Origin of the sequence: Flavobacterium psychroterrae, from assembly GCF_018380615.1 — a bacterium.
Lineage (GTDB): Bacteria > Bacteroidota > Bacteroidia > Flavobacteriales > Flavobacteriaceae > Flavobacterium > Flavobacterium psychroterrae.
This window is the reverse complement of the sequence record NZ_JAGYVZ010000002.1, coordinates 194965-216258: the sequence shown is the minus strand read 5'-3', so window position 1 is coordinate 216258 and position 21294 is coordinate 194965. Positions and strand designations below refer to the sequence as shown.

Annotated in this window: 19 protein-coding genes; 10 read left to right on the top strand and 9 right to left on the bottom strand. The window is 33.1% G+C overall.

What is annotated here, in order from left to right:
- Nucleotides 1–104: 104 nt before the first annotated feature.
- A complete protein-coding gene (locus tag KHA90_RS02775) occupies nucleotides 105–5786 on the bottom strand; it encodes an alpha-2-macroglobulin family protein (protein WP_213295024.1) in 5682 nt (1893 codons plus the stop codon).
- Nucleotides 5787–5965: 179 nt separating this feature from the next.
- Entirely contained in the window at nucleotides 5966–6409 is a 444-nt protein-coding gene (locus KHA90_RS02770) for a nucleoside deaminase (protein ID WP_213295022.1), read from the bottom strand.
- Between the two features lie 212 nt (nucleotides 6410–6621).
- Here KHA90_RS02770 and KHA90_RS02765 point away from each other — a divergent pair, with 212 nt between their 5' ends.
- From KHA90_RS02765 to KHA90_RS02755, 3 genes are all read left to right on the top strand, one after another.
- Nucleotides 6622–7455 (top strand): energy transducer TonB, encoded by an 834-nt coding sequence (locus tag KHA90_RS02765; protein WP_213295019.1) that lies wholly within the window; start codon nucleotides 6622–6624, stop codon nucleotides 7453–7455.
- A gap of 89 nt (nucleotides 7456–7544) precedes the next feature.
- Nucleotides 7545–9332 carry a 1-deoxy-D-xylulose-5-phosphate synthase gene (locus KHA90_RS02760; RefSeq protein WP_213295016.1) on the top strand — a complete coding sequence of 596 codons (1788 nt, stop codon included), beginning with the start codon at nucleotides 7545–7547 and terminating at the stop codon, nucleotides 9330–9332.
- A gap of 34 nt (nucleotides 9333–9366) precedes the next feature.
- Nucleotides 9367–10368, top strand: a complete 1002-nt coding sequence (locus KHA90_RS02755; protein WP_213294988.1) for a DUF3078 domain-containing protein — start codon at nucleotides 9367–9369, stop codon at nucleotides 10366–10368.
- A gap of 94 nt (nucleotides 10369–10462) precedes the next feature.
- Here the strand turns inward: KHA90_RS02755 and KHA90_RS02750 are convergent, their stop codons facing one another.
- Together KHA90_RS02750 and KHA90_RS02745 are read right to left on the bottom strand one after the other, a co-directional pair.
- Nucleotides 10463–11809, bottom strand: coding sequence for a deoxyguanosinetriphosphate triphosphohydrolase (locus KHA90_RS02750; protein WP_213294986.1), 1347 nt, complete (start codon nucleotides 11807–11809; stop codon nucleotides 10463–10465).
- 299 nt (nucleotides 11810–12108) lie between these two features.
- Complete coding sequence (locus tag KHA90_RS02745; protein ID WP_089477889.1) at nucleotides 12109–12570, bottom strand: Lrp/AsnC family transcriptional regulator; 462 nt, start codon at nucleotides 12568–12570, stop codon at nucleotides 12109–12111.
- A 157-nt stretch (nucleotides 12571–12727) separates the two neighbouring features.
- Between KHA90_RS02745 and metE the strand changes: the two genes are divergently transcribed.
- On the top strand, nucleotides 12728–15049 hold the full coding sequence (metE, locus tag KHA90_RS02740) for a 5-methyltetrahydropteroyltriglutamate--homocysteine S-methyltransferase (protein ID WP_213294984.1): 2322 nt from the start codon (nucleotides 12728–12730) through the stop codon (nucleotides 15047–15049).
- Between the two features lie 98 nt (nucleotides 15050–15147).
- On the opposite strand, the gene KHA90_RS02735 is transcribed toward metE, so the two are convergent.
- The 4 genes from KHA90_RS02735 to KHA90_RS02720 form a co-directional block, all read right to left on the bottom strand.
- The gene (locus tag KHA90_RS02735) at nucleotides 15148–15444 is read right to left on the bottom strand and encodes a type II toxin-antitoxin system RelE/ParE family toxin (protein ID WP_213294981.1); all 297 of its coding nucleotides are present in this window, start codon (nucleotides 15442–15444) and stop codon (nucleotides 15148–15150) included.
- The gene (locus KHA90_RS02730) at nucleotides 15445–15642 is read right to left on the bottom strand and encodes a hypothetical protein (protein WP_213294978.1); all 198 of its coding nucleotides are present in this window, start codon (nucleotides 15640–15642) and stop codon (nucleotides 15445–15447) included.
- Nucleotides 15643–15751: 109 nt separating this feature from the next.
- Entirely contained in the window at nucleotides 15752–15937 is a 186-nt protein-coding gene (locus KHA90_RS02725) for a hypothetical protein (protein ID WP_213294975.1), read from the bottom strand.
- Nucleotides 15938–15990: 53 nt separating this feature from the next.
- Nucleotides 15991–16299, bottom strand: coding sequence for a hypothetical protein (locus tag KHA90_RS02720; RefSeq protein WP_213294972.1), 309 nt, complete (start codon nucleotides 16297–16299; stop codon nucleotides 15991–15993).
- A gap of 174 nt (nucleotides 16300–16473) precedes the next feature.
- Between KHA90_RS02720 and KHA90_RS02715 the strand changes: the two genes are divergently transcribed.
- The 5 genes from KHA90_RS02715 (at nucleotide 16474) to KHA90_RS02695 (ending at nucleotide 19470) form a co-directional block, all read left to right on the top strand.
- Nucleotides 16474–16890, top strand: a complete 417-nt coding sequence (locus KHA90_RS02715) for a helix-turn-helix domain-containing protein (protein WP_213294970.1) — start codon at nucleotides 16474–16476, stop codon at nucleotides 16888–16890.
- A 372-nt stretch (nucleotides 16891–17262) separates the two neighbouring features.
- Nucleotides 17263–17442 (top strand): hypothetical protein, encoded by a 180-nt coding sequence (locus KHA90_RS02710; RefSeq protein ID WP_213294967.1) that lies wholly within the window; start codon nucleotides 17263–17265, stop codon nucleotides 17440–17442.
- Nucleotides 17396–18004 carry a hypothetical protein gene (locus KHA90_RS02705; protein ID WP_213294962.1) on the top strand — a complete coding sequence of 203 codons (609 nt, stop codon included), beginning with the start codon at nucleotides 17396–17398 and terminating at the stop codon, nucleotides 18002–18004. Before KHA90_RS02710 ends, KHA90_RS02705 begins: the two co-directional genes overlap by 47 nt.
- Entirely contained in the window at nucleotides 17970–18779 is an 810-nt protein-coding gene (locus tag KHA90_RS02700; RefSeq protein ID WP_213294958.1) for a toxin-antitoxin system YwqK family antitoxin, read from the top strand. Before KHA90_RS02705 ends, KHA90_RS02700 begins: the two co-directional genes overlap by 35 nt.
- A gap of 55 nt (nucleotides 18780–18834) precedes the next feature.
- Complete coding sequence (locus tag KHA90_RS02695) at nucleotides 18835–19470, top strand: hypothetical protein (RefSeq protein ID WP_213294955.1); 636 nt, start codon at nucleotides 18835–18837, stop codon at nucleotides 19468–19470.
- Nucleotides 19471–19566: 96 nt separating this feature from the next.
- Here the strand turns inward: KHA90_RS02695 and KHA90_RS02690 are convergent, their stop codons facing one another.
- Nucleotides 19567–20148 carry an outer membrane beta-barrel protein gene (locus tag KHA90_RS02690; RefSeq protein ID WP_213294952.1) on the bottom strand — a complete coding sequence of 194 codons (582 nt, stop codon included), beginning with the start codon at nucleotides 20146–20148 and terminating at the stop codon, nucleotides 19567–19569.
- Between the two features lie 145 nt (nucleotides 20149–20293).
- Here KHA90_RS02690 and gldA point away from each other — a divergent pair, with 145 nt between their 5' ends.
- A complete protein-coding gene (gene gldA, locus KHA90_RS02685; protein ID WP_213294949.1) occupies nucleotides 20294–21190 on the top strand; it encodes a gliding motility-associated ABC transporter ATP-binding subunit GldA in 897 nt (298 codons plus the stop codon).
- The last annotated feature ends 104 nt before the right edge of the window (nucleotides 21191–21294 follow it).

Here is a 21294-nt window from a genome sequence, read left to right as displayed (position 1 = left end):
GTTTTACGGATTAGACGGGTTTTCGCGAATCTTTTTTATTAGCTGGATCAGTTAAATAAAATCCGTGCGAATCAGTTTAATCCGCAAAACCCGTGGGCCCTTTTTTATTTTACAACCTCAACCCAGAATCCTTTTGTTCTTGCCAGAAATGTATTGTCATACATTGCCTCACATTGTAATCCCGGCAAGTAATAATTCCCTAAATAAGATGCGTTTAGTAAAATCCTGAAAACTTTTGTTTCTCCGGATTTCATTCCAAAATAGAAATTAGTTCTATCGTCACGGATATCAATATAATCTGCGATGTTGTTTGTTGCGTCTCCATAATCCGTGAAACGAGTATTTACGATTTCGAATCCTGAAGGCAGAATTTGTGATAATGCTACATTTTGAACACTTTCGTTTCTTTGGTTTCTAATTGTAACTTCTGCAATAAATTCAGTTCCCTGACTTATTTTCGAAACATTGATCGTGCTTCCTTTTCTGTTTTTGAAAACAATATCAGCAGAAACATCACTCTGAATCACATTTTCCTGTCCGATTGGTAATATTCCGGTATTTAGAACACGAACATAAATAGTGTTGTTTTTCAGGTTTTTCAAAGTCACATTATTCGAACCAGTCTGAACAACCAAACTTCTGTCGGCAATGGTTTTTTGAGTACTTATCGTTTCGCCTTTTCCGTTTTTACTAAACTGAATATTAATTCCTTTAGGACCATTACTCACCGCAAATTTAGACATAGCATATAAACAATACGCAGTTGTCTGCGTACTCATCCACTGATTATTAGACATTTCTTTGGCTAATTTTGAAGCCGTTGAAAATGCTTTTTGTTTCTGTCCTAAAAGCAACATCGTTTCTAAAGCCATTGCTCTGTTTCTTTCACTTGAACCATAATAGTAATAGTTGTATTCGCTGGATTCATTATCAATGCTGGTGCGCAATAATAAATTTTGCCCTGCTGATTTTTGTCCTGCCAAAACATACGCGGCAGCCAAACGAAGCTTACTTTCGTTAGAAATACCTTTTGTTTCGCGTAATCTGTTCATCGATGATAAATCAGCATTTCCGGCTAAAGCCAATGTATACAATCTATATGCCTGAGCAAGATCATTTCCGTATTTTGGTTCAAAACGCCATTGTTTTGATTCTTTTTGTTGGTACGAAACCCATTTTGATTTGAAGTTAATTGGTAAAACATACCCTTTTTTCTCTGCTTCAATCAGGAAATGTCCTGCATATGAAGTTCCCCAATCATCAGCAATTGTATTTCCCTGCCAGTAAGATAATCCTCCATTTGATAACTGAAAACTACCTAATCTGGTAATTCCTGCACTAATATTCTTTTGAATAAGTGCTTTTCTGTTTGAATCTAAATCAACCACATCATTTAAAAATAATTGTGGAAATACAGATGAAGTCGTCTGCTCCACGCATCCATGCGGATATTGAATCAGGAATTGTAATCGTCCGTTCAAATTGATTGTTGGCATTGATGAAACCTCTAGTCTTGCCTTATTACTTCCTGAAACTCCAAAAGTTTTCCATGAAATTGTTTTTGTGCTGTTTGGAGGTAAAATAACATCTGTATAAGTATTCGTAACCGGATTAGGATTCGTCATATCAATTTCGACATCATAAACTGATTTTTCACTTCCAGATGTGGCAATTACCTGAACTTTTGCAAGTCCGGTTGCGGAACCGACAACTAAATTGAAATACGCCATTTTTTCATCAGGCTCTGTGAATGTCAATCTTTGAGTTGCGCTTCCCATTACTTTTAGTCCGGCACTTGTTTTTATCTGAATCGAAACATTTTTGATATTCTTTTCAGTTGCAAAAACCGTAACAGGAATCGTTACTTTTTCTGATGGTGAAATTTTTCTCGGCAATGAAGCCAATACCATCAGCGGACTACGAACTGGGGTAGCTTTTTCTACACTTCCGTACGCACTTGTTTCTGCGTCTCCTGCAACAATCATAGTTCTGACTGAACCAATGTATTTTGGCAGTTTTAACTGATGTGATTTCGTTTGTCCTTTTTCTAATTTATAAGGCCCGTAATACAATACAATAGGTTTAAAACGATTCGCTTTTTTGGCTTTTCCACCGCCTAAATCCTGATCTCCACCAATACTGAAAATCTGATTTATTTTTCCGCCATAAGCTCCAATTACATCATCATAAATGTCCCATGTTTTAACGCCCAAAGCTTCCCGAACATAAAAACTATCCCAGGCGTTTGGTGTTTTAAATCGGGTTAAATCTAATAAACCTTCATCAACAACCGCAATTGTATACGTCATTTCTTTGCCTGTTTTCTCGCCTACTTTTACAGTAAAAGTCTGCTCTGGTTTTAGAACATCCGGCATTGAAAGCGTTGGTGCAAGAATAGTATTTTTGTCTACCACTTCTATTGGAACAATTCCGTACATACGAATTGGCGAATCGTTTTTAGTCGAAGCGTGAGGCTGCAAAAGCGTAATATTAAAATACACATTTGGCGCCATTGCCGCAGTAATAGGAATCTCAACTTTAGTTTCTCCTTGTTTCGTTTTAGCCCAAAGCGTTTGTACTACTTTTGATCCGTTTTCGATAGAAATCAAAGCGCGTCCGCCTTCACTGGAAGGAAAAGATATTTGTGCTTTTTCTCCAACAGCATAATTTTTCTTATCTGTTGAGAATACTAACATATTGGCTGTCGAAGCATCTCTGTTACGCGTTTTTCCGGACCAGATTGGCCAATCGATATTTACGGTTAATGCCGTTGCATGACCATCTGTACCATCTGCAACGCGAACTAAATAACGTCCCCATTCTTCATCTGACAGGTTAAACTGAATACTTCCTTTTCCGTTTGAATCTGTGTTGATCACATAAGTTTTATACGAAGTAGTGGCATCCGAAGAATTATAATTTGATAAATTATCACTTGATGAATCCCACCACCAGCGCCAATCAACTTTAAAGACTTTTACTTCCAGATTTCTAACAGATTTTGGTCTTCCGTTTTCATCAACCGTAACAATATCAAAACGATTGTTCGTTCTGGTTTCCAGCATTCCGTATTTATTAGGTTCCGGAGCTTTTATACCTACGTATGTTTTATAAGGCGAATAAGTAGTCGAAATAACATCTGTACTAAAATCTCCTCCTTCTTCATATACTTTTGTGATAAATGCCGCTCGAAGCATTCCCGGTGCCTGACCTTGTAATCTAGGTTCAATATTTACGGTTGCTTTTCCATTTTCGTTTAATTTTCCTGAGAAAATATTGATTTCCTCTGTACTAAATTTGCGTACCAAATCATCAAAAGTAAATTTCTCATATCCTTTAAAAGTTGTGGTTTGCTGTGAAAATTTTGCCTGCATTTCTACATTCAAATTTTTAGCAATTGCGCCGTGAAGCCACGTCACTTCAAGATTACTTGTATTAGGATAAGAGGATGAAAGTGTTTTTCTTGAAAAATTGTTTTTGATTTTTAAACGGTTCGGTTTGATCGTTTCGATTTTAATACTTTTGTAAAACTTAGCACCGCCCACGCTTATCATGGCTTCCCAATTTCCTGTTGGCGCATCTGCACTTGTTGGAACTATAAAGGAATAATGATTTAAATCGTTCGTCTTTTGGATTGTCTGATAGGCTGTTTTTCCGTTTGGATCATTCAATCGAAATTTAATTGGATGAGATTTTGGAAGTTTATTCGACGCATCATTTAATATAAAGGACAAATACAAATTATCACCCGGACGCCAAACGCCACGTTCTCCATAAATAAATCCTTTAAGTCCTTTTTGTAAAGTCTCGCCCGAAACATCAAAGTTACTTACCGATAATGAAAGTCCATCATCAAGCTTCACATAAGTCGATTGATCCCCTAAAGTAACAATTGCAAAATAGGCGAATTTATCTAATTGAAAAGTAGCAATTCCTTCGCTATTTGTAGCCGCAGTAGTTATTTTTTGTTGCTGATAGGTGTACAAATCCACTCTTGCATTTGAAACTGGTTCTGTGGTAACGATATTATTTACTGCAAATAAGTATGATTTATTTTCTCCTCTTTTTGCAATAACGCCTAAATCTGTTGCTAAAATATTTGTTCCAATTTTTGCATTGTAATAATACGAACCTGAACAAGGATCTTCACTTTCTCTCCAGTCATAATCTCCGTAATCAGACTCGTAATCATCATAAGAGTTTCCGCTGTAGTTTACATCATTTTCATCGACCTCTTCCTCCTCTTCATTTTCATTTGCTTCAGATGTTTCACATTTGTACAATGAATATTTCTTTTTATATACAAATTCTACTCTGTAAATTGCTCCAGGTTCCGGCGTAATTATTTTAGATAAATCCAAAGCAAAGGTGTTCCATTTACCCGGATTTATTAAACTGCTTTCATTTAATTTAAGTGTTGTTTTAGCAATTGGCTGACCGACTTTTTTAAGATTCTGACTTCCGTTTAATTGGTTATATTGAAGAAACTGAAGAATATTATTTTTATAAATTTTATATACTTTTACATCAACGGCACTTAAGTTTACCGCTTCAAAATTCAGTTTTAAATTGTTTGAACTTGGCAGAATTGTTCCGTTTTTAATAAAGCGAACACTTGGTTTTATCTGGTCAAAAGTAATTTTTTCGGTGTAATTCGCATCCATTTTTTTACCATACTGACTTTCGATTCCTTCAAAAACTTCCAGCAGTAATTCGCCCGTTATAACTGTTGCAGGTTCTGGATCCGGAACAACTTCAACGGCTTCCTCATAAACAGTATCTACTGCAACAGCAGCCGAATCTACTGAAATACTAATCGAATCCGGCGTAATCGATGCCGTTTCTTCTTGCACTACAACTGGAGCAGGAACTTCTTTTTTGGCTACAGCTTCATTAGTAAAATAGACTTTTAACACATTTCCCTGAGTCGAAAATTTTAGGTTATTCGTGTTCTGAATCGAAACTAATCCTTTAAAATCCTGTCCTTTTTCTAATGGTTCTGAGAAATTAATTAAAACCGACTGATTGCTCCCTTCCGGAACATCAACTTTTACAATTTTAAATTCATTTATACTTGTAATCGCATAATCTATTTCACCTTTTTGATCGATATCAAAATCACTTCCGTCGTATTCAATTTCAATATTTGAAGCTTCGTCATAACGCTGAATACTATCAATTATAAAATTGAACTCTTTGGAAGAACCTGATTTTTTTTCGAATTTTATTTTAAGATTACTCCCTTTTTGATTTGCCGAAACAAGTTTTATAGCTGTTTCAAGATCAATATTATCTGCCGTTTTCAATACACAATTCAAGTATTGGTATTGTTTGCTATACGACTGAATGTCTACCGTATTGATTGTAAAATCCTGTTTGATTGTTTTAACCGTAAAGTTGAATTTTGAAAGTGCCGCCTCTTTCTCTTTCGGGATCGTGATTAGTTTATCTAAGTGTAAAGTAACCTGATATTCTGTCCCGGGTTTTAACTTTTCGTCAGGAATAAAAGCAAGCGTATTACCGGAAAGTGCCACAACTTTTCCATGAACATTTGGTGAAATATCAAATAAATCGTCATCCAGCTCCTGATTGACCTTCCAGTCTTTTTTATCGAAAGCCAAAACCACCCGAATATCAGATTCCGAAGAGACAATTCCCCCCGTAAAACTGACGATATACTCTTTAAATAGTGAAAAATCCGAATTGAAATCAGCAGCTGATTTTCTACCGCAAGATTGAAAAATAAAAAACACACAAAACACGAGAACTAATCCTTTTGCTTTCACTTTTATTTAGAGTTATTAGGTTACAAATTCAAAATTGACAGCATGTTTAACTTTTCAAAGTCAAATTCATAACTAGTGGTTTGTCAATTATGTTGTAGTAAATGTAAAGTATTTTTCTAAATAGTTTAAGAGGAAAATTCGCTAAATGAAATTATTTTTTGAGATTGAGAAATAAAGGATTATTTTCTTCTTTCAACAAAAAATCGCTTCATCAAATCAGCAGCTTCATTTGCCATAATACCGGAAACCACTGTAGTTTTAGGATGTAATTTTGTTCCCATTGTCATGAAACCGCGTTGTTCATCGCGAGCGCCAAAAACAATTTTCGAAATCTGACTCCAATACAAAGCGCCTGCACACATCTGGCACGGTTCAAGCGTAACGTAAAGCGTACAATCTTTCAGGTATTTTCCTCCAAGGAAATTTGCGGCGGCGGTTATGGATTGCATTTCGGCATGAGCCGTAACATCATTTAGTAATTCGGTTAAATTATGGCTGCTTGCAATTATTCTGTCAGCCACGACAATTATAGCGCCAACAGGAATTTCGCCTTTATCAAAAGCCATTTCAGCTTCCTGCAAAGCTTTTTTCATAAAATATTCGTCGGTGAAGGGATTTATCATAGTTGCAAAAATAAGGTTTTGAAATAATTTTTGCGGGAATTAATATATCAACTTTTATCTTTGAGTCAAGTCAATAAAATTAATTACCTGAAATAATTGATTTTTTGAGGCAATTAATGAATTTAATCGCCTCATCTTTAAAACAAAATCATTTTGCCAAAGACTTACTTTGGTATATATTTTTCATTACATTTAAATCCTGATATTCTAACATGGAAAGAGATTTTAAAATAACCATTCCCAAACCTTGTCACGAAAACTGGGACACAATGACGCCTAAAGATAATGGTCGTTTTTGTATGAGTTGTTCTAAAACTGTTGTCGATTTTACGACCATGTTACCTGATGAAGTTCAGCATTTTTTCATCCAAAATCAAGACAATAGAATTTGTGGAAGGTTTAAAAATGAACAATTAGAAAGTTTAATTATTCAAATTCCGAGTCAGGTTTTACAAACGCAAACCAATTATCATAAAATGTTTTTACTGGCTTTGTTTATTGCTATGGGAACTACTTTGTTTAGTTGTCAGGATAAAAACGGGAACAAAAACAGAATTGATAAAATCGAAATTGTTGACAATTCAGCGCAAAATCAAGATAAAAGTGAAGCTCATTCCTCATGTTATGGACATAAGATCGAATCTAAAAAAGTAAAAACAAAAGAAATTAGTAGCGGAATTACAGTGGGAATGGTGCTTCCTCCCAATTCTATTGAAACAGGAAGTTTTAACTATAACATTATATATAATTCAAATGATTTAGATGTTTTACCAGTTCCAGAAAATGGGATGCAAAACTTCTATAAGTTTTTTACCAAAAATTATGTCGCCCCAAACAAAACAGAAAAGTTTCAGGGAGAAATATTTATCTTATTTGTTATAGAAAAAGATGGTAGTTTAAGTAATTTCAATGTAGTCAAAAATACACCAAAAGAAATAGGAGAAGAAGCTATTAAAGTTTTGAAAATGTCTTCAAACTGGATTCCCGGAAAATTAAATAATCGTATCGTTCGATCATCTTACGTTTTGCCTATTACAATTAAATAGTAAAAGTTTTAAAATGTAAAACGTAATAATTTGAATCATGCGTTCAAAGCATTTAAATTTAAAACCGTAAATTTGCTTTTTACTATACAATGAAAAGCAACTTACTTTCAAACATAAACAATCCCGCTGATTTACGCTTACTTTCTGAGGCGCAACTTCCTGAAGTTGCACAAGAATTAAGGCAATTTATTATTGATGTCGTTTCTGTTAAGGAAGGACATTTGGGATCCAGTTTAGGCGTAATTGAATTGACAATTGCTTTACATTACGTTTTTAATACTCCCGAAGATTTATTGGTTTGGGATGTGGGACATCAGGCTTACGGACATAAAATCCTGACCGAAAGAAGAGGGAACTTTCATACCAACAGACAGATAGACGGTATTTCAGGTTTCCCTAAAAGAAGCGAAAGTATTTATGATACATTTGGTGTAGGACATTCCTCGACTTCTATTTCTGCCGCATTAGGAATGGCGATTGCTTCTCAACTAAAAGGTGATTTTGACAAACAACATATTGCTGTAATTGGTGATGCTTCGATTGCATCCGGAATGGCTTTTGAAGGTTTGAATCACGCTGGTGTGACTGATGCGAATATTTTAGTGATTTTAAATGATAATGCTATTGGAATTGATCCAAGTGTTGGCGCATTAAAAAAATACCTGACCGCTGTTAAAAACGGAAAAAATCCGAAACAGAATAACATGATCAAATCCTTGAACTTTGATTATTCGGGACCAATTGACGGACATGATCTTCCTACTTTAATCAAAGAATTAAAGAGATTAAAAAATATAAAAGGACCTAAATTTCTACACATTGTAACCACAAAAGGAAAAGGTTTACAACAAGCAGAAGAAAATCAGGTAAAATATCATGCTCCCGGAAAATTCGATGCTTCGACCGGAGAAATTCATTTAAAATCTGAAGAAAATCTTCCTCCTAAATATCAGGATGTTTTTGGTTTAACCATTTTGGATTTAGCCCGAAAAAACAATAAAATTATCGGAATCACACCTGCAATGCCATCTGGAAGTTCATTGAAGTTCATGATGGATGAAATTCCGGAACGTGCCTTTGATGTTGGAATTGCAGAACAACATGCTGTAACTCTTGCCGCCGGAATGGCTACTCAGGAAATGATTGTGTATTGTAATATTTATTCGACTTTCCTGCAACGTGCCTACGATCAGGTGATTCATGATGTGGCTTTACAAAATTTACCGGTTATTTTTTGTTTAGACAGAGCAGGTTTAGTTGGTGAAGATGGCGCAACACATCACGGTGTTTTTGATATTGCTTATTTACGGGCAATTCCTAACATGATTATCTACGCTCCAATTAATGAAATTGCGCTTCAAAATATTTTATATACGGCTCAATTAGGTTTAAATCATCCTATCGCAATTCGATATCCAAGAGGTCGCGGCGTATTACCAAATTGGGAAGTAGAAAATTTCGGACATTATGAAGAAATAAAAATCGGAGAAGCACATCTTTTAAAAGAAGGAACAAAAACAGCTGTTTTATCTACGGGAACAATAGCAAATAATGTCACTTTAGCCATTAATAAAACCAAGAATTCTGAAGCAATTGCTCATTACGATTTTCCATTCATTAAACCACTAGATATCAATTTATTAAATTACATTTTTTCTAATTTCGACAGCATAATTACTATCGAAGACGGAACAATAAATGGAGGTTTTGGAAGCGCTATTTTAGAGTATGCAGCATCAAATGATTATAAGAATAAAGTAAGAATTTTAGGTGTGCCGGATGTATTTATTGAGCATGGAACTGTAAGTCAGCTACAACAATTGTGCAAAATAGACGTTAAAAGTTTGATAAATCTTTTTTCAAACGAGACAAAATAATTATTTTGCACTACCTAAAAAAACTGAAATCATAATGAAATTATTGCGTTCTACCCTTTTGCTTCTATTGCTTTTGTGTACCTCACATAACTTTGCCCAGATCATACAAACCACTTTAGCTCCAAATGAATTACCGCCGCCTCCATCTAACTGGACGAAAAAAAATCAGGTAGGTTTTGATATTTCCGAAATTGCTTTCGTAAACTGGAGTGCCGGGGGAACAAGTTCAATTTCAGGTCTTTTTAAAGGTGAGTTTAATAGAACTTATGTGAAAGGAAATCATAAATGGGTAAATGAACTTATTGTAAAATACGGTTTAAATAAACAAGATGGCACTGAACTTAGAAAAACAGATGACGCTCTTATGCTGAATTCTACTTACGGATTCAGAAAAGACACACTTTCAGACTGGTATTACTCTGCTAAATTCAATTTCAATACTCAGTTTACAGATGGATATAATTATCCTAATAGAGATATTGCGATTTCCAAGCCTTTCGCACCAGCTTATGTGTTTTTAGGAGCTGGAGCTGAAAACTCAAATAAAGAAAAAAACAGAGTGTTTTATTTCTCTCCTATTACTTTAAAAACAACCTTAGTTTTAGATCAAACCTTGGCAGATCAAGGATCTTTTGGTGTAAAGAAAGCTGTTTACATGACAGATCCTGATAATCCTGACAATAAAATTCTTATCGAAAACGGACAGAAAGTAAAAGCTGAATTTGGTATTTTATTAACCGGATATATGAAAAATGAGATTTATAAAAACATTTTTTACGAAAACAGATTGAGTTTATATACTGATTATCTGCATAAATTTGGGAACGTCGATGTTGATTATGATACCCGCTTAGACCTTGTAGTTAATGCATATGTAAAGGCAAATGTAGGTGTTCATTTAGTTTATGACGATGATATCAAAACAAAAGTAGATGTTATTGATCCGGTTACAGGATCAACCTCTCAGGTAAATGACGGACCACGAGCACAGTTAAGACAAGTTCTGGGTGTTGGCTTGGTATATACTTTCCAATAGAAAATCGTATTGCTCAAACATTTAAGACAATAAAAATACCACATAAAAACAATGTTTTTATGTGGTATTTTTATTGTAAACCATTCTAAAGATTTTAATTCTTTTTTCGTCCGTTTATCGTTTCAAATAGTTCGAGCGCATTTCCATCTGTTAAAAGAGAAACATAATGACAAATATGCAATAAACGTTCGTATAAATTGGTCTTCTCTAAATGATGTTTTTCTGGCAACATTTTCAAAATCAATTTATCATAGTTTGAAGCCGTTCCTTCGTATGAATTATTAAAAGCAGTTATAAATTTATCAAGTAAAGTCTGGATGATTTGATACCCTACAATTTCTTTTTCGATAACCTCGCGGCTCTGATAAATTTTATCAACGCTTAATTTGATAATATCATCCATTTGCGCTTTGTACTTGCTTTTATCTGTTAAAGCAAAAGGAAATTTACCCGCCAAAATCGCTTCTTCGTTTTCAATAAAAACATTTACGGCATCATTGATTAAAGTTCCTATTGCAAGAGCGCGCAAATAACTAATTCTATCCTCTTTAGTGGTTAAAGTCTTGTATTTAGCAACACCAATATTATCTTTTACCAGTTTTATCAAATATTCTAAAGCATAATCTTCAGATACTAAACCTAAATTGATACCATCTTCAAAATCTATAATTGTGTAGCAAATATCATCGGCAGCTTCAACCAAATAAGCCAAAGGATGTCTTTCAAAACCAATATCATCTCCGGATTTATTGGCTATCATTCCCATATCTTTTGCTACTTCTTCAAAAAATGATTTATCAGTCTGGAAGAAACCATATTTTTTATCGGCGATACTATTTGTTGGTTTTTTAGGCAAACTTTCTTTTGGATATTTCATAAAAGCGCCTAAAGTCGCGTACGAAATTCTAATTCCGCCTTCGATTCCCGGGCGACTTGCGGTAAGAACCGAAAATCCATTTGCATTTCCTTCAAAATCTATCAAATCCTGCCATTGTTTGGCTTTTAGCTGATCTTTATATTTTAATCCGTTTCCTATCGAAAAATATTCTCCAATCGCTTTTTCACCGGAATGTCCAAAAGGTGGATTCCCAATATCGTGTGCCAAAGAAGCTGCAGCCACAATTGCACCAAAATCGTTCATGTGATAACCGTGAATTTCTTTTAAATGCGGATATTTCTCAATGATTTTTTTTCCAACCAAACGCCCTAAAGAACGTCCTACAACCGAAACTTCTAAACTATGCGTTAATCTCGTATGAACGAAATCTATTTTTGAAAGCGGAATAACCTGTGTTTTATCTTGTAGCGATCGAAATGCAGATGAAAAGATAATTCTGTCATAATCAACCTCAAAACCCAATCGGGTATCATCTTGTTCTACACGTAATCTTTTGCTCGTATCGCCTTGGCGCTTAAGTGATAAAAGTTGTTCCCAGTTCATTTAATTTTAGATTTGTGATTTTAGATTTTAGATTGATGATCTAAGCTGTCAAAAATACGTTTTATTTTAGTATTTTATCAAAACAAAATACACTCTAACACTAATAATTATAAGTAAAACTTGCTGAAAAAATTATTTAACACATAGAAACATAGATTTTAAATCGAAGTTTGAGAGTTTTAAAAAATCATGCTTTTTTCACATAGCACTATGCGATTTATTTTGAGTGAAACATCTTTTGACACCAGATTAGCTATGTCTCTATGTGTTCAAAATTAAACGCAACAGACTTGAAACCATTAAAACTCTAACGCCGTACTGTGTTTAATTTCCCCCATCACAAAAATACTGTTCGTATTCCCGATGTTTTCAATCGTAGATAATTTATTCATTACAAAATCCTGATAACTAGCCATATCCTGAACTAGGATTTTAAGCATAAAATCATAATCGCCGGCAATATTATAGCATTCAATAATTTCAGGAAGTGCTACAATATCTTTTACAAAATTGCTTCCCACATTTTTTGCGTGTTCTTTTAACCTCACATTACAAAAAACGATCATGCCGCGATTCATTTTTTTCTTGTCCAGCAACGCCACATATTTTGTAATATATCCGTCTCTTTCTAGCCTTTTTATACGTTCGTAAACTGGCGTAACAGTCAGAAATAATTTACTTGCAAGGTCTTTTGTGTTGATATTTGAGTTTTCCTGAAGGTATTTTAATATCAGCAAATCGGTTTTATCCAGGTTTTCCATAGTTTTTTTTACGGCTAAAGTTCTCTTAAAAAGGTTTCATCAGTAATATAATCTCCAAAACATACATTTTAAAACACTATTTACTTAAATAATCATCAAATATAAGTTATAAAACCTAAAACAATAAATTTGTTCAGTAAAAAATACTGAAACAAAAATGAAAACAAATAATTTAGGTTACCCAAGAATTGGTAGCAACAGAGAATTAAAAAAAGCCTGTGAATTGTATTGGGCAGGAAAAATTTCGGTTGATGAATTGATTCAGAACGGAAAAGAAATTCGTCGCAAAAACTGGCATTTACAAGCCGAAGCCGGAGTAGATTTGATTCCGTCTAATGATTTTTCATTTTATGATCAGGTATTAGATTTGACTTTAACATTAGGCGCAATTCCGCAACGATACCACGAACTGGCAAAAACAAATTCCCCTATCGATTTGTATTTTGCAATGGCAAGAGGCGCGCAAAAAGACGGACAGGATGTTGTGGCGATGGAAATGACAAAATGGTTTGACACCAATTACCATTATATTGTTCCAGAATTTACGAAGAACCAAAAATTCGAATTGTTTTCAGAAAAAATAATCAATGAATTCAAAGAAGCAAACGCTTTAAAAATTGCTACAAAACCAGTTTTAATTGGACCAATATCTTATTTACTTTTAGGAAAAGAAAAAGAAGAAGGTTTTCACCGAATTGATCTTATCGATAAATTATTGCCTGTTTATTTTGAAATTTTCGAAAAGCTACAAGCCGAAAAAGTCGAATACATTCAGCTTGACGAACCTTTCCTGGCTTTAAATTTAACAGATAAAGAACGTAATACTTTCACACAAGTATATAATGAAATCAACATTCGTTTCCCGAAAATTAAAATCGTTCTGGCAAATTATTTCGATTGTTTTGGAGAAAATCTTGCAACGGCATTGGCTTTGCCTGTTGATACATTCCATTTAGATTTAGTACGTTGTCCATCTCAACTAGATGATATTTTAGAATCTGGAAAATTGGCGGCAAACGTAAATCTTTCTTTAGGAGTTGTTGATGGAAGAAATATCTGGAAAAACGATTACAAAAATTCTTTGACATTAATCAAAAAAGCAACTGATGCATTGGGAGAAAACCGAATTCTGGTAGCACCATCATGTTCTTTAATTCACAGTCCGTGCGATTTGGATTTAGAAACAAATGACGAAACGCTTACTCCCGAAATCAAACAATGGCTGGCTTTTGCAAAACAAAAAGTAAACGAAATTGTAGTATTGAAACAATTAGCTTCAAACGAAGTTATCGCTCAAAACTCAGTAGCTTTTGAACGAAATACAATTGCAAATGACAACCGTAAAACCTCAACGTTAATTCATAATAATGACGTTAAAGCTCGTGTTGCAGGAATTACAGCAACCGACGATCAACGTAAAAGTAATTTTGCAACCCGAAGAAAAAGCCAAATCGAAGCTTTAAATCTTCCGTTATTTCCAACAACCACAATTGGATCATTCCCTCAAACTGCCGAAGTGAGAAGCTGGAGAGCAAAATTTAAAAAAGGAGAATTAACAACTGAAGAATACAACGAATTAATCGAAAAAGAAACCGAAGCGACAATTCGTTTTCAGGAAGAAACCGGGATTGATGTTTTAGTTCATGGTGAGTTTGAACGTAACGATATGGTCGAATATTTTGGAGAACAATTGTCTGGTTTTACCTTTACAAAAAATGGATGGGTTCAAAGTTACGGAAGCCGCTGCGTGAAACCTCCGGTTATTTATGGCGATGTTTCAAGACCCAACCCAATGACCGTAAAATGGTCGAAATATGCACAGTCTCTAACCTCAAAATGGGTAAAAGGAATGCTTACAGGTCCTGTAACTATTTTGCAATGGTCGTTTGTTCGTAACGATCAGCCTCGTTCTGAGACTTGTACGCAAATTGCTCTTGCAATTCGTGATGAAGTTGTCGATCTTGAAAAAGCAGGAATCAAAATCATCCAAATCGATGAACCAGCGATTCGCGAAGGATTGCCATTGCGAAAAGAAGAATGGGCAAACTACCTTGATTGGGCTGTAAAAGCGTTTAGAATTTCGGCAAGTGGAGTTAACGACGATACGCAAATTCACACCCATATGTGTTACAGCGAATTCAACGACATTATCCAGAATATTGCCGATATGGATGCTGATGTAATCACAATTGAATGTTCACGCTCACAAATGGAACTTTTAGATGCTTTTGCGAACTTTAAATATCCTAACGAAATTGGCCCCGGAGTTTACGACATTCACTCGCCGCGTGTTCCTTCAAGTGCCGAAATGGTGCGTTTGTTAGAAAAGGCTTCGGCAGTAATTCCGGTGGATCAATTATGGGTAAATCCTGATTGTGGTTTAAAAACACGTCATTGGGATGAAACCAAAAAAGCGTTAATCGAAATGGTTGCCGCCGCTCAGGAAATGAGAGCAGCTGTTGAAAACCCTGTTACTTAATACTTTTTTTTAGATATATTTTTGTTTTTTAGTGTCAACTGGTGGAGTCGAAGTTCTTGTAGTTATGAATTAGTTTCGACTTCACCTTTGTTGGCATTTTATTTTTTTATCGGTTTTTTATTTGGATTTCTCCATGTATTGAAAATTGCATAAATAATTATTTTATTTAGCTCGAATTCATAAATAATAAGATATGGAAAATCCTTTACAAAAGCTTCTCTATAAGGTTTCCTTTTTATTTGGTAATGTTCCGGATATTTTTGAATTCTTTCAAAATAAGTCTCCAAAGTATCTAAAAAGCGATTTCCTAAACCTATTCTTTGTTCTTCATAATAAAGATAAGCTTGCCTAATGTCAAAAACTGCTTCTTCTTTAATTTCAAATTCATACCTCATCTATAGCTTCTGTATGATTTTTTTGGCTTCTTCCCAAGTAAAAGATTTACTTTCACCGGTTAAATGCTTTTCTCTTCTCGAATCTATAATTTTATAATCGGCCTCTGTAAGTCTGTCTTGCTCTTCTTCTAAAATAGCTTTAACTTTTTTCAAGACTGTCACTTTTTTAGTACTTAGAAGCATTTCTATAAGTTCCATTTTTGTCAATTGTAAGTTCATAGCATATTATATTTTTGTCTTTCAAAGGTAATTATTTTGTTTCATATTTTTATTTCGTGTTTTACTAAATGTTGAAATACTCATAATTTTATTTTTTAAGTAATGGATGATATTTTTTTGAGCAATCTGCTAACTTATATTGAATAGAAAGTAATTGATTAGCTAACAATCTTTCTTTAGATTGAGTCGCAGAATGAGATAATATTGCTTTTTTAGCATTTTCCATTTTTTTATCATTCCAAATATCCTCTGTTTTAATTTCTTTAGTTTTCATATTGACTAATTTTAATGCATATACTTATTAAATCATGTCGACACAACACGATTTTAAGAATCTGTTATCAACATTTGATTGAGTTCGCCTAAAAGTTCAAATTCATCCAGAGGAAACATTTCGATTATCATTTCTAAAATAAGAGACACATTTATTAACTGACTTTTGTTTGCATCTTGCTCCAACGCCAAAACACACATTTTTAGCATATTGGTAATTAAACAACCAAGCTCATAATAATCGACCTTTTTTATTTGAGTTTCATCAACTTCCGCTTTATCACTAACAGTTTGTAAAGTATTGAAATACGAAGAAAGTATTTTTCTAAGATGCTGTAATTTTTTGATTTCATTGATTTCCATAATTGTATCTTTTTTTTGATTTAATATATAAGTAAAATCGTACTTTTGTTTAACGATCCAAAACTAATCAATAGATTTTGAGGTAACGAACTATCAAGAATTGTATGCCACAAATACATATTGTATTTTACCAAAACAGAAAAGTTTTACAGAATTTTTAAATATCTTTGAATTATGAGCACAGCAACAAAACCAAAACACATTGGCAGAAATATTAGCCGAATCAGAGAACTTCGTGGAATGAAACAAGAATCCCTTGCAGTCGCAATTGGTGTAAGCCAACAATCTGTTTCTAACATTGAAGGAAGCGAAAATGTTGATGACGAAAAATTAAATGCTATTGCCGAAGTTTTAGGTGTTAGTGTTGATGCTATTAAAAATTATAGTGACGAAGGTGTTATTAACTATTTCAATAGTTTTAACGATCATAGTATTAATCAGGGACCAATAGGCGCTCAAAATATTTGCAACTTCAATCCGTTGGATAAATTAATCGATGCCTACGAAGAAAACAAAAAATTATACGAACGTTTGTTACAAGCTGACAAAGATAAAATCGAATATTTAGAAAATTTTCTAAAAGATAAATAAACGATATAAGATATATATTAATTTTAAAAAAGAGACTTTCGAGTCTCTTTTTTGTTTTACAGCAATTATGTTAATCCCTAAAACACGGTATTGTATAATACCACTTTATTGCGTATATGCTTAAAAGAATCATGAACTTAATAATTAAATGCTTTACAAAATTTTATCGCCCGCTGGTAAAGGCGAAATTGAACATTTAAAAAATTTAATAAAACTAGAATAACCTTTTTAAAGCTTAAAAAAAAGAAAATCACGAGTCTCTTTTTATTTTATTTAAAATTATGTTAATCACTAAAACAGGGTATTGCAGGTGAATCGTTTTCCATGTATCATTACTTAAAATAAGTAATAGCTTACAAAAAATTATTAGCCATGTTTAAAAACTTTGATAACTTTCACACTTTTGACGATTTTAAGATAGATGAAGATCTCGGACAATATTCTTCATATTCATCTTATAACAGCGATTTATTACGTTTAGTTGATTTTTACGGACGAACTCCATTTGATTGGTATAGAAATAAAAAAAACGGGGGAAATAATTTGGCTTGACGGAAAAGCTCAAATTGACCATTATTCTAATTTAGGACACACATGGGGCAAAACCTTTAGTAACAATAACAGAATATTACTCGACAGAGACACGAAAAAAATATATTATAACGGAGAAGTCATCCATAACTTCCAGAAAAAGAAATCATCTTTTTTTAGTGGAGGATATGCAATTTCTGACGGAGGGGCATTTCAAAATCCAGGCTTATTGCCCAAGGGCGGAAGAAATGTGACATGGATTGATTTTGGAGGTTTATTTGAATATCTTATTACTGTGCTGGCTTTTGAAAAGAACGGCAGTACTACTACCCCAAAAGGAAAAGGAACAAACGGAGGAAAACGAACAATAGACAGTAAAAACGATGATGTGATGAATACTTTTGATAATGGTGCGAATAGTGTAAAGTCGTTTAAAGAAGTCTTGAAAGGGCAAAAAGAAGAACCGAAACGATTAAAAAGTGACACTACCGACATTCTTCATTATGGCGGTAAAAATAACACACTTCAAAAGATAGAAAAATCAGTAAATGGAAAAATTGTTAAAATTGAAAAAATTGACTAAAACATTCAAAACCAGTATATATAAATACCCTATTTTATTTTTAGTCTTTGGAATTGTGTTTTATTCTTGCGAAAAACAAGATAAAAAAGGCGTACTTAAAACATATTTCCCAAAAGACAAAGAAATACTGTTTACGGAATATATCATAAAAAATGGCGATACAATTGTCGATGGAAAATATAAACTTTGCAATTATAATGGAATAAAAATCAAAACGGGATTATATAAAAATGGAAAGTCTGTAGGACCAATAACGTTTTTTTTTAATAATGGTAATATCGAAAGTATCGATTATAAAAATAATAATAAATCTACGGAAACAATTTTCAATTATGAAAGTGGAAAAATAGAACGATATGTATTTTATGATGATTTTGATATGTCGGGTTTTATCATTCGGTTTGATGAACAAAGCAATGTGAAAAGTTATGAAGGCTACCCAATATTAGAAATTTATCAATACAAAATCGCAAACAAAGAAGAATTTAAGACAAAAATTAAACAATATCTTAAAGTTGGTGATACTTTAAAACAGCATTATTTAATAGCAAATATCCCAAATGCCAAACGTACTCTTAAAATAGAAAATCAAGGCGTTGACAATACAAAAGTGCACCGAACAATCAAAAAAATATCTCAAACTGGTCTTGAAATAAAAGAAATACTAATCAAAAAGGGAATCAATAAAATAAGAACTATCGTTAAATATGAATTTAATGATAAAGGAAAGTCGGTTATTAATGATACGATTTCTTTTGAGGTTGAGGTTCATTAACCCGATCTCATAATCAGTATTGAATAGCATTTACAAATCTTAACAAAAAAAATTAATGAAAAATAAATATATTATAACAATAGCATTCGCTTTGATAGTTGGATTGATTGGCTTGTTTTTTTATTCTTCTGATATAAAACAAAAAAAAGATGCATCTGAATATGTTCCTAAAAATGGAGATTCTGTTTTTGATGATAAATTATTACTTTCTAATCACCAAGAAAATAAACTTCTTGAAGAAAAGATCGATAATTTTCCATCAGGAAAAATTATGCGTTATACATCATACGATGATTTAGGAGTGCAAGCTTATACTATTCTATTTGATGAAAATGAAAATGTGGTAAACTTTAAAGGTTATCCATTAATAGAAACGTATCAAAATAATATATCAAAAAAAAGACGGCTTAAACAAGAAGTCAATCAATATTTGAAAGTTGGAGACACCTTAAAATATCATTATTTAATAGCAAATGTACCTAATGCTAAACGTATTTTTAAGATTGAAAATGAAAATAATAAAAAAGCTAAACGAACATTAAAAAATACGTCTCAAATAGGTATTGATGTAAAAGAAGTATTAGTCAAAAAAGGAATTAATACGATAGAAGCAGTTCTTACTTATGAATTTACTGATAAAGAAAAAACTTCTGTTACTTATACAGAAATTTTTGAGGTGATTGTCAATTAAGCAAGCATCAGATCTCATAGTCATTAGAACGGTTCAATATTAAAAACAAAAAAGCACTCCAATTGGAGTGCTTTATGAAATTGAATATAACTAAGATTAGAAGTTTTTAGAAACTCCAATGTTAAATGTTTGTCCAAAGTTGAAGTAGAATTTACTGTAATCAGCACCGTTATTATCATAACTAAGTGTTTCATATCCTAAACCACCAATACTAAAGTTTAAACCAAAACCTTTTTTCATGTTGATAAAAAGAGCTGGAGTAACACCTACATACATACCATCTGCTTTAGATTTTGAGTAAGCATTTCCAGGACCGTATACTTTAGATTTTGCATTTTGAAAACCTGCACCCATATCAGCAAAAATAGAGAAAGTTTGGCTCAAAGGCACTGCATAACGTACAAATGCTCCAATTTTGAAATTATTGTCTTTAATTTCTCTAGTTGCGTTGTCATCATTAGATGAAGCTACTGTGAATTCACCCCCAACAGTCCAGTTGTCATTAAATTGGTAACCAACTTTAGGAGAAAAGCTAAAGGTATTTGTTGTTGCTTCACCAAATTGAAATTCTGATTTTTCAGAAGTAAATCCAATGTTTCCACCAACTAAGATTGTTCCTTTTTGTGCATTTGCAAAGCTAAACATAGCTAAAGCCAGAATAAGTAAAATTTTTTTCATTATAAATTATTTTTTTAATTACTACTGCTTTAACAATAACGGTGCCGTTGCAGTTGGGCTTTGTGATTTTTTTATGATTTCTTTAAAAGACAAAAATTTAGAAATGAACACTATTTCTGTTTACTTTTGTAGCAAATAAATATTCATGTCGATAGAAGTAAACAACATATCAAAAAGTTACGGAACGCAAAAAGCGCTTAACTCAATTTCGTTCTCTATTCAAAAAGGAGAAATCGTAGGATTTCTAGGACCTAACGGAGCAGGAAAATCCACATTGATGAAAATTTTGACCACATATTTATTGGCAGATGATGGCTCAGCCCTTGTAAATGGTCATGATGTCATGACAAATGCAAAATCTGTTCAACTTTCTATTGGTTACTTGCCGGAGCATAATCCGTTGTATTTGGATTTGTATGTTCGTGAGTATTTGGCTTTTAATGCCGATGTTTATAAGGTTGAAAAATCAAGAATTGAAGAGGTTATTCAACTGACAGGACTGACAGCTGAAAGTCATAAAAAAATTGGACAGCTATCAAAAGGATACCGCCAGCGTGTAGGACTTGCCAATGCTTTACTGCACAATCCTGATGTTTTAATTTTGGATGAGCCAACTACCGGACTGGACCCTAATCAGTTAATGGAAATTCGTAACGTTATCAAAAATGTTGGAAAAGATAAAACAGTTTTTTTATCCACTCACATTATGCAGGAAGTTGAAGCCATTTGTGATCGTGTCATAATTATTGACAAAGGTGAAATCGTTGCCGATAAAAAATTAGATCATCTGGTATCCGAAAATAAAGAACAAGTAATTGAAGTAGAATTTGATTATCAAATCGAAGAACAACTTTTAGCCAAACTCGAAAATATTACTTCTTATAGAAATATTCATGATATGACTTGGGAACTAACTTTTGTTGCCGAAAAAGATATGCGTCCGTCTATTTTTGATTTCGCCAATGCAAACGGTTTAAAAACGTTACAACTCAATCAGAAAAATAAAAATCTTGAAGCTGTTTTTAGAGAAATTACTAAGTAAGTTTTTCAGTTTACATTCTCAGTTTACAGTTTACACATAAAGCCAATTCTTCTAACATAGATGAATTGGCTTTTTTTATATGCTTTCAGTTCTTTCTATTAAGA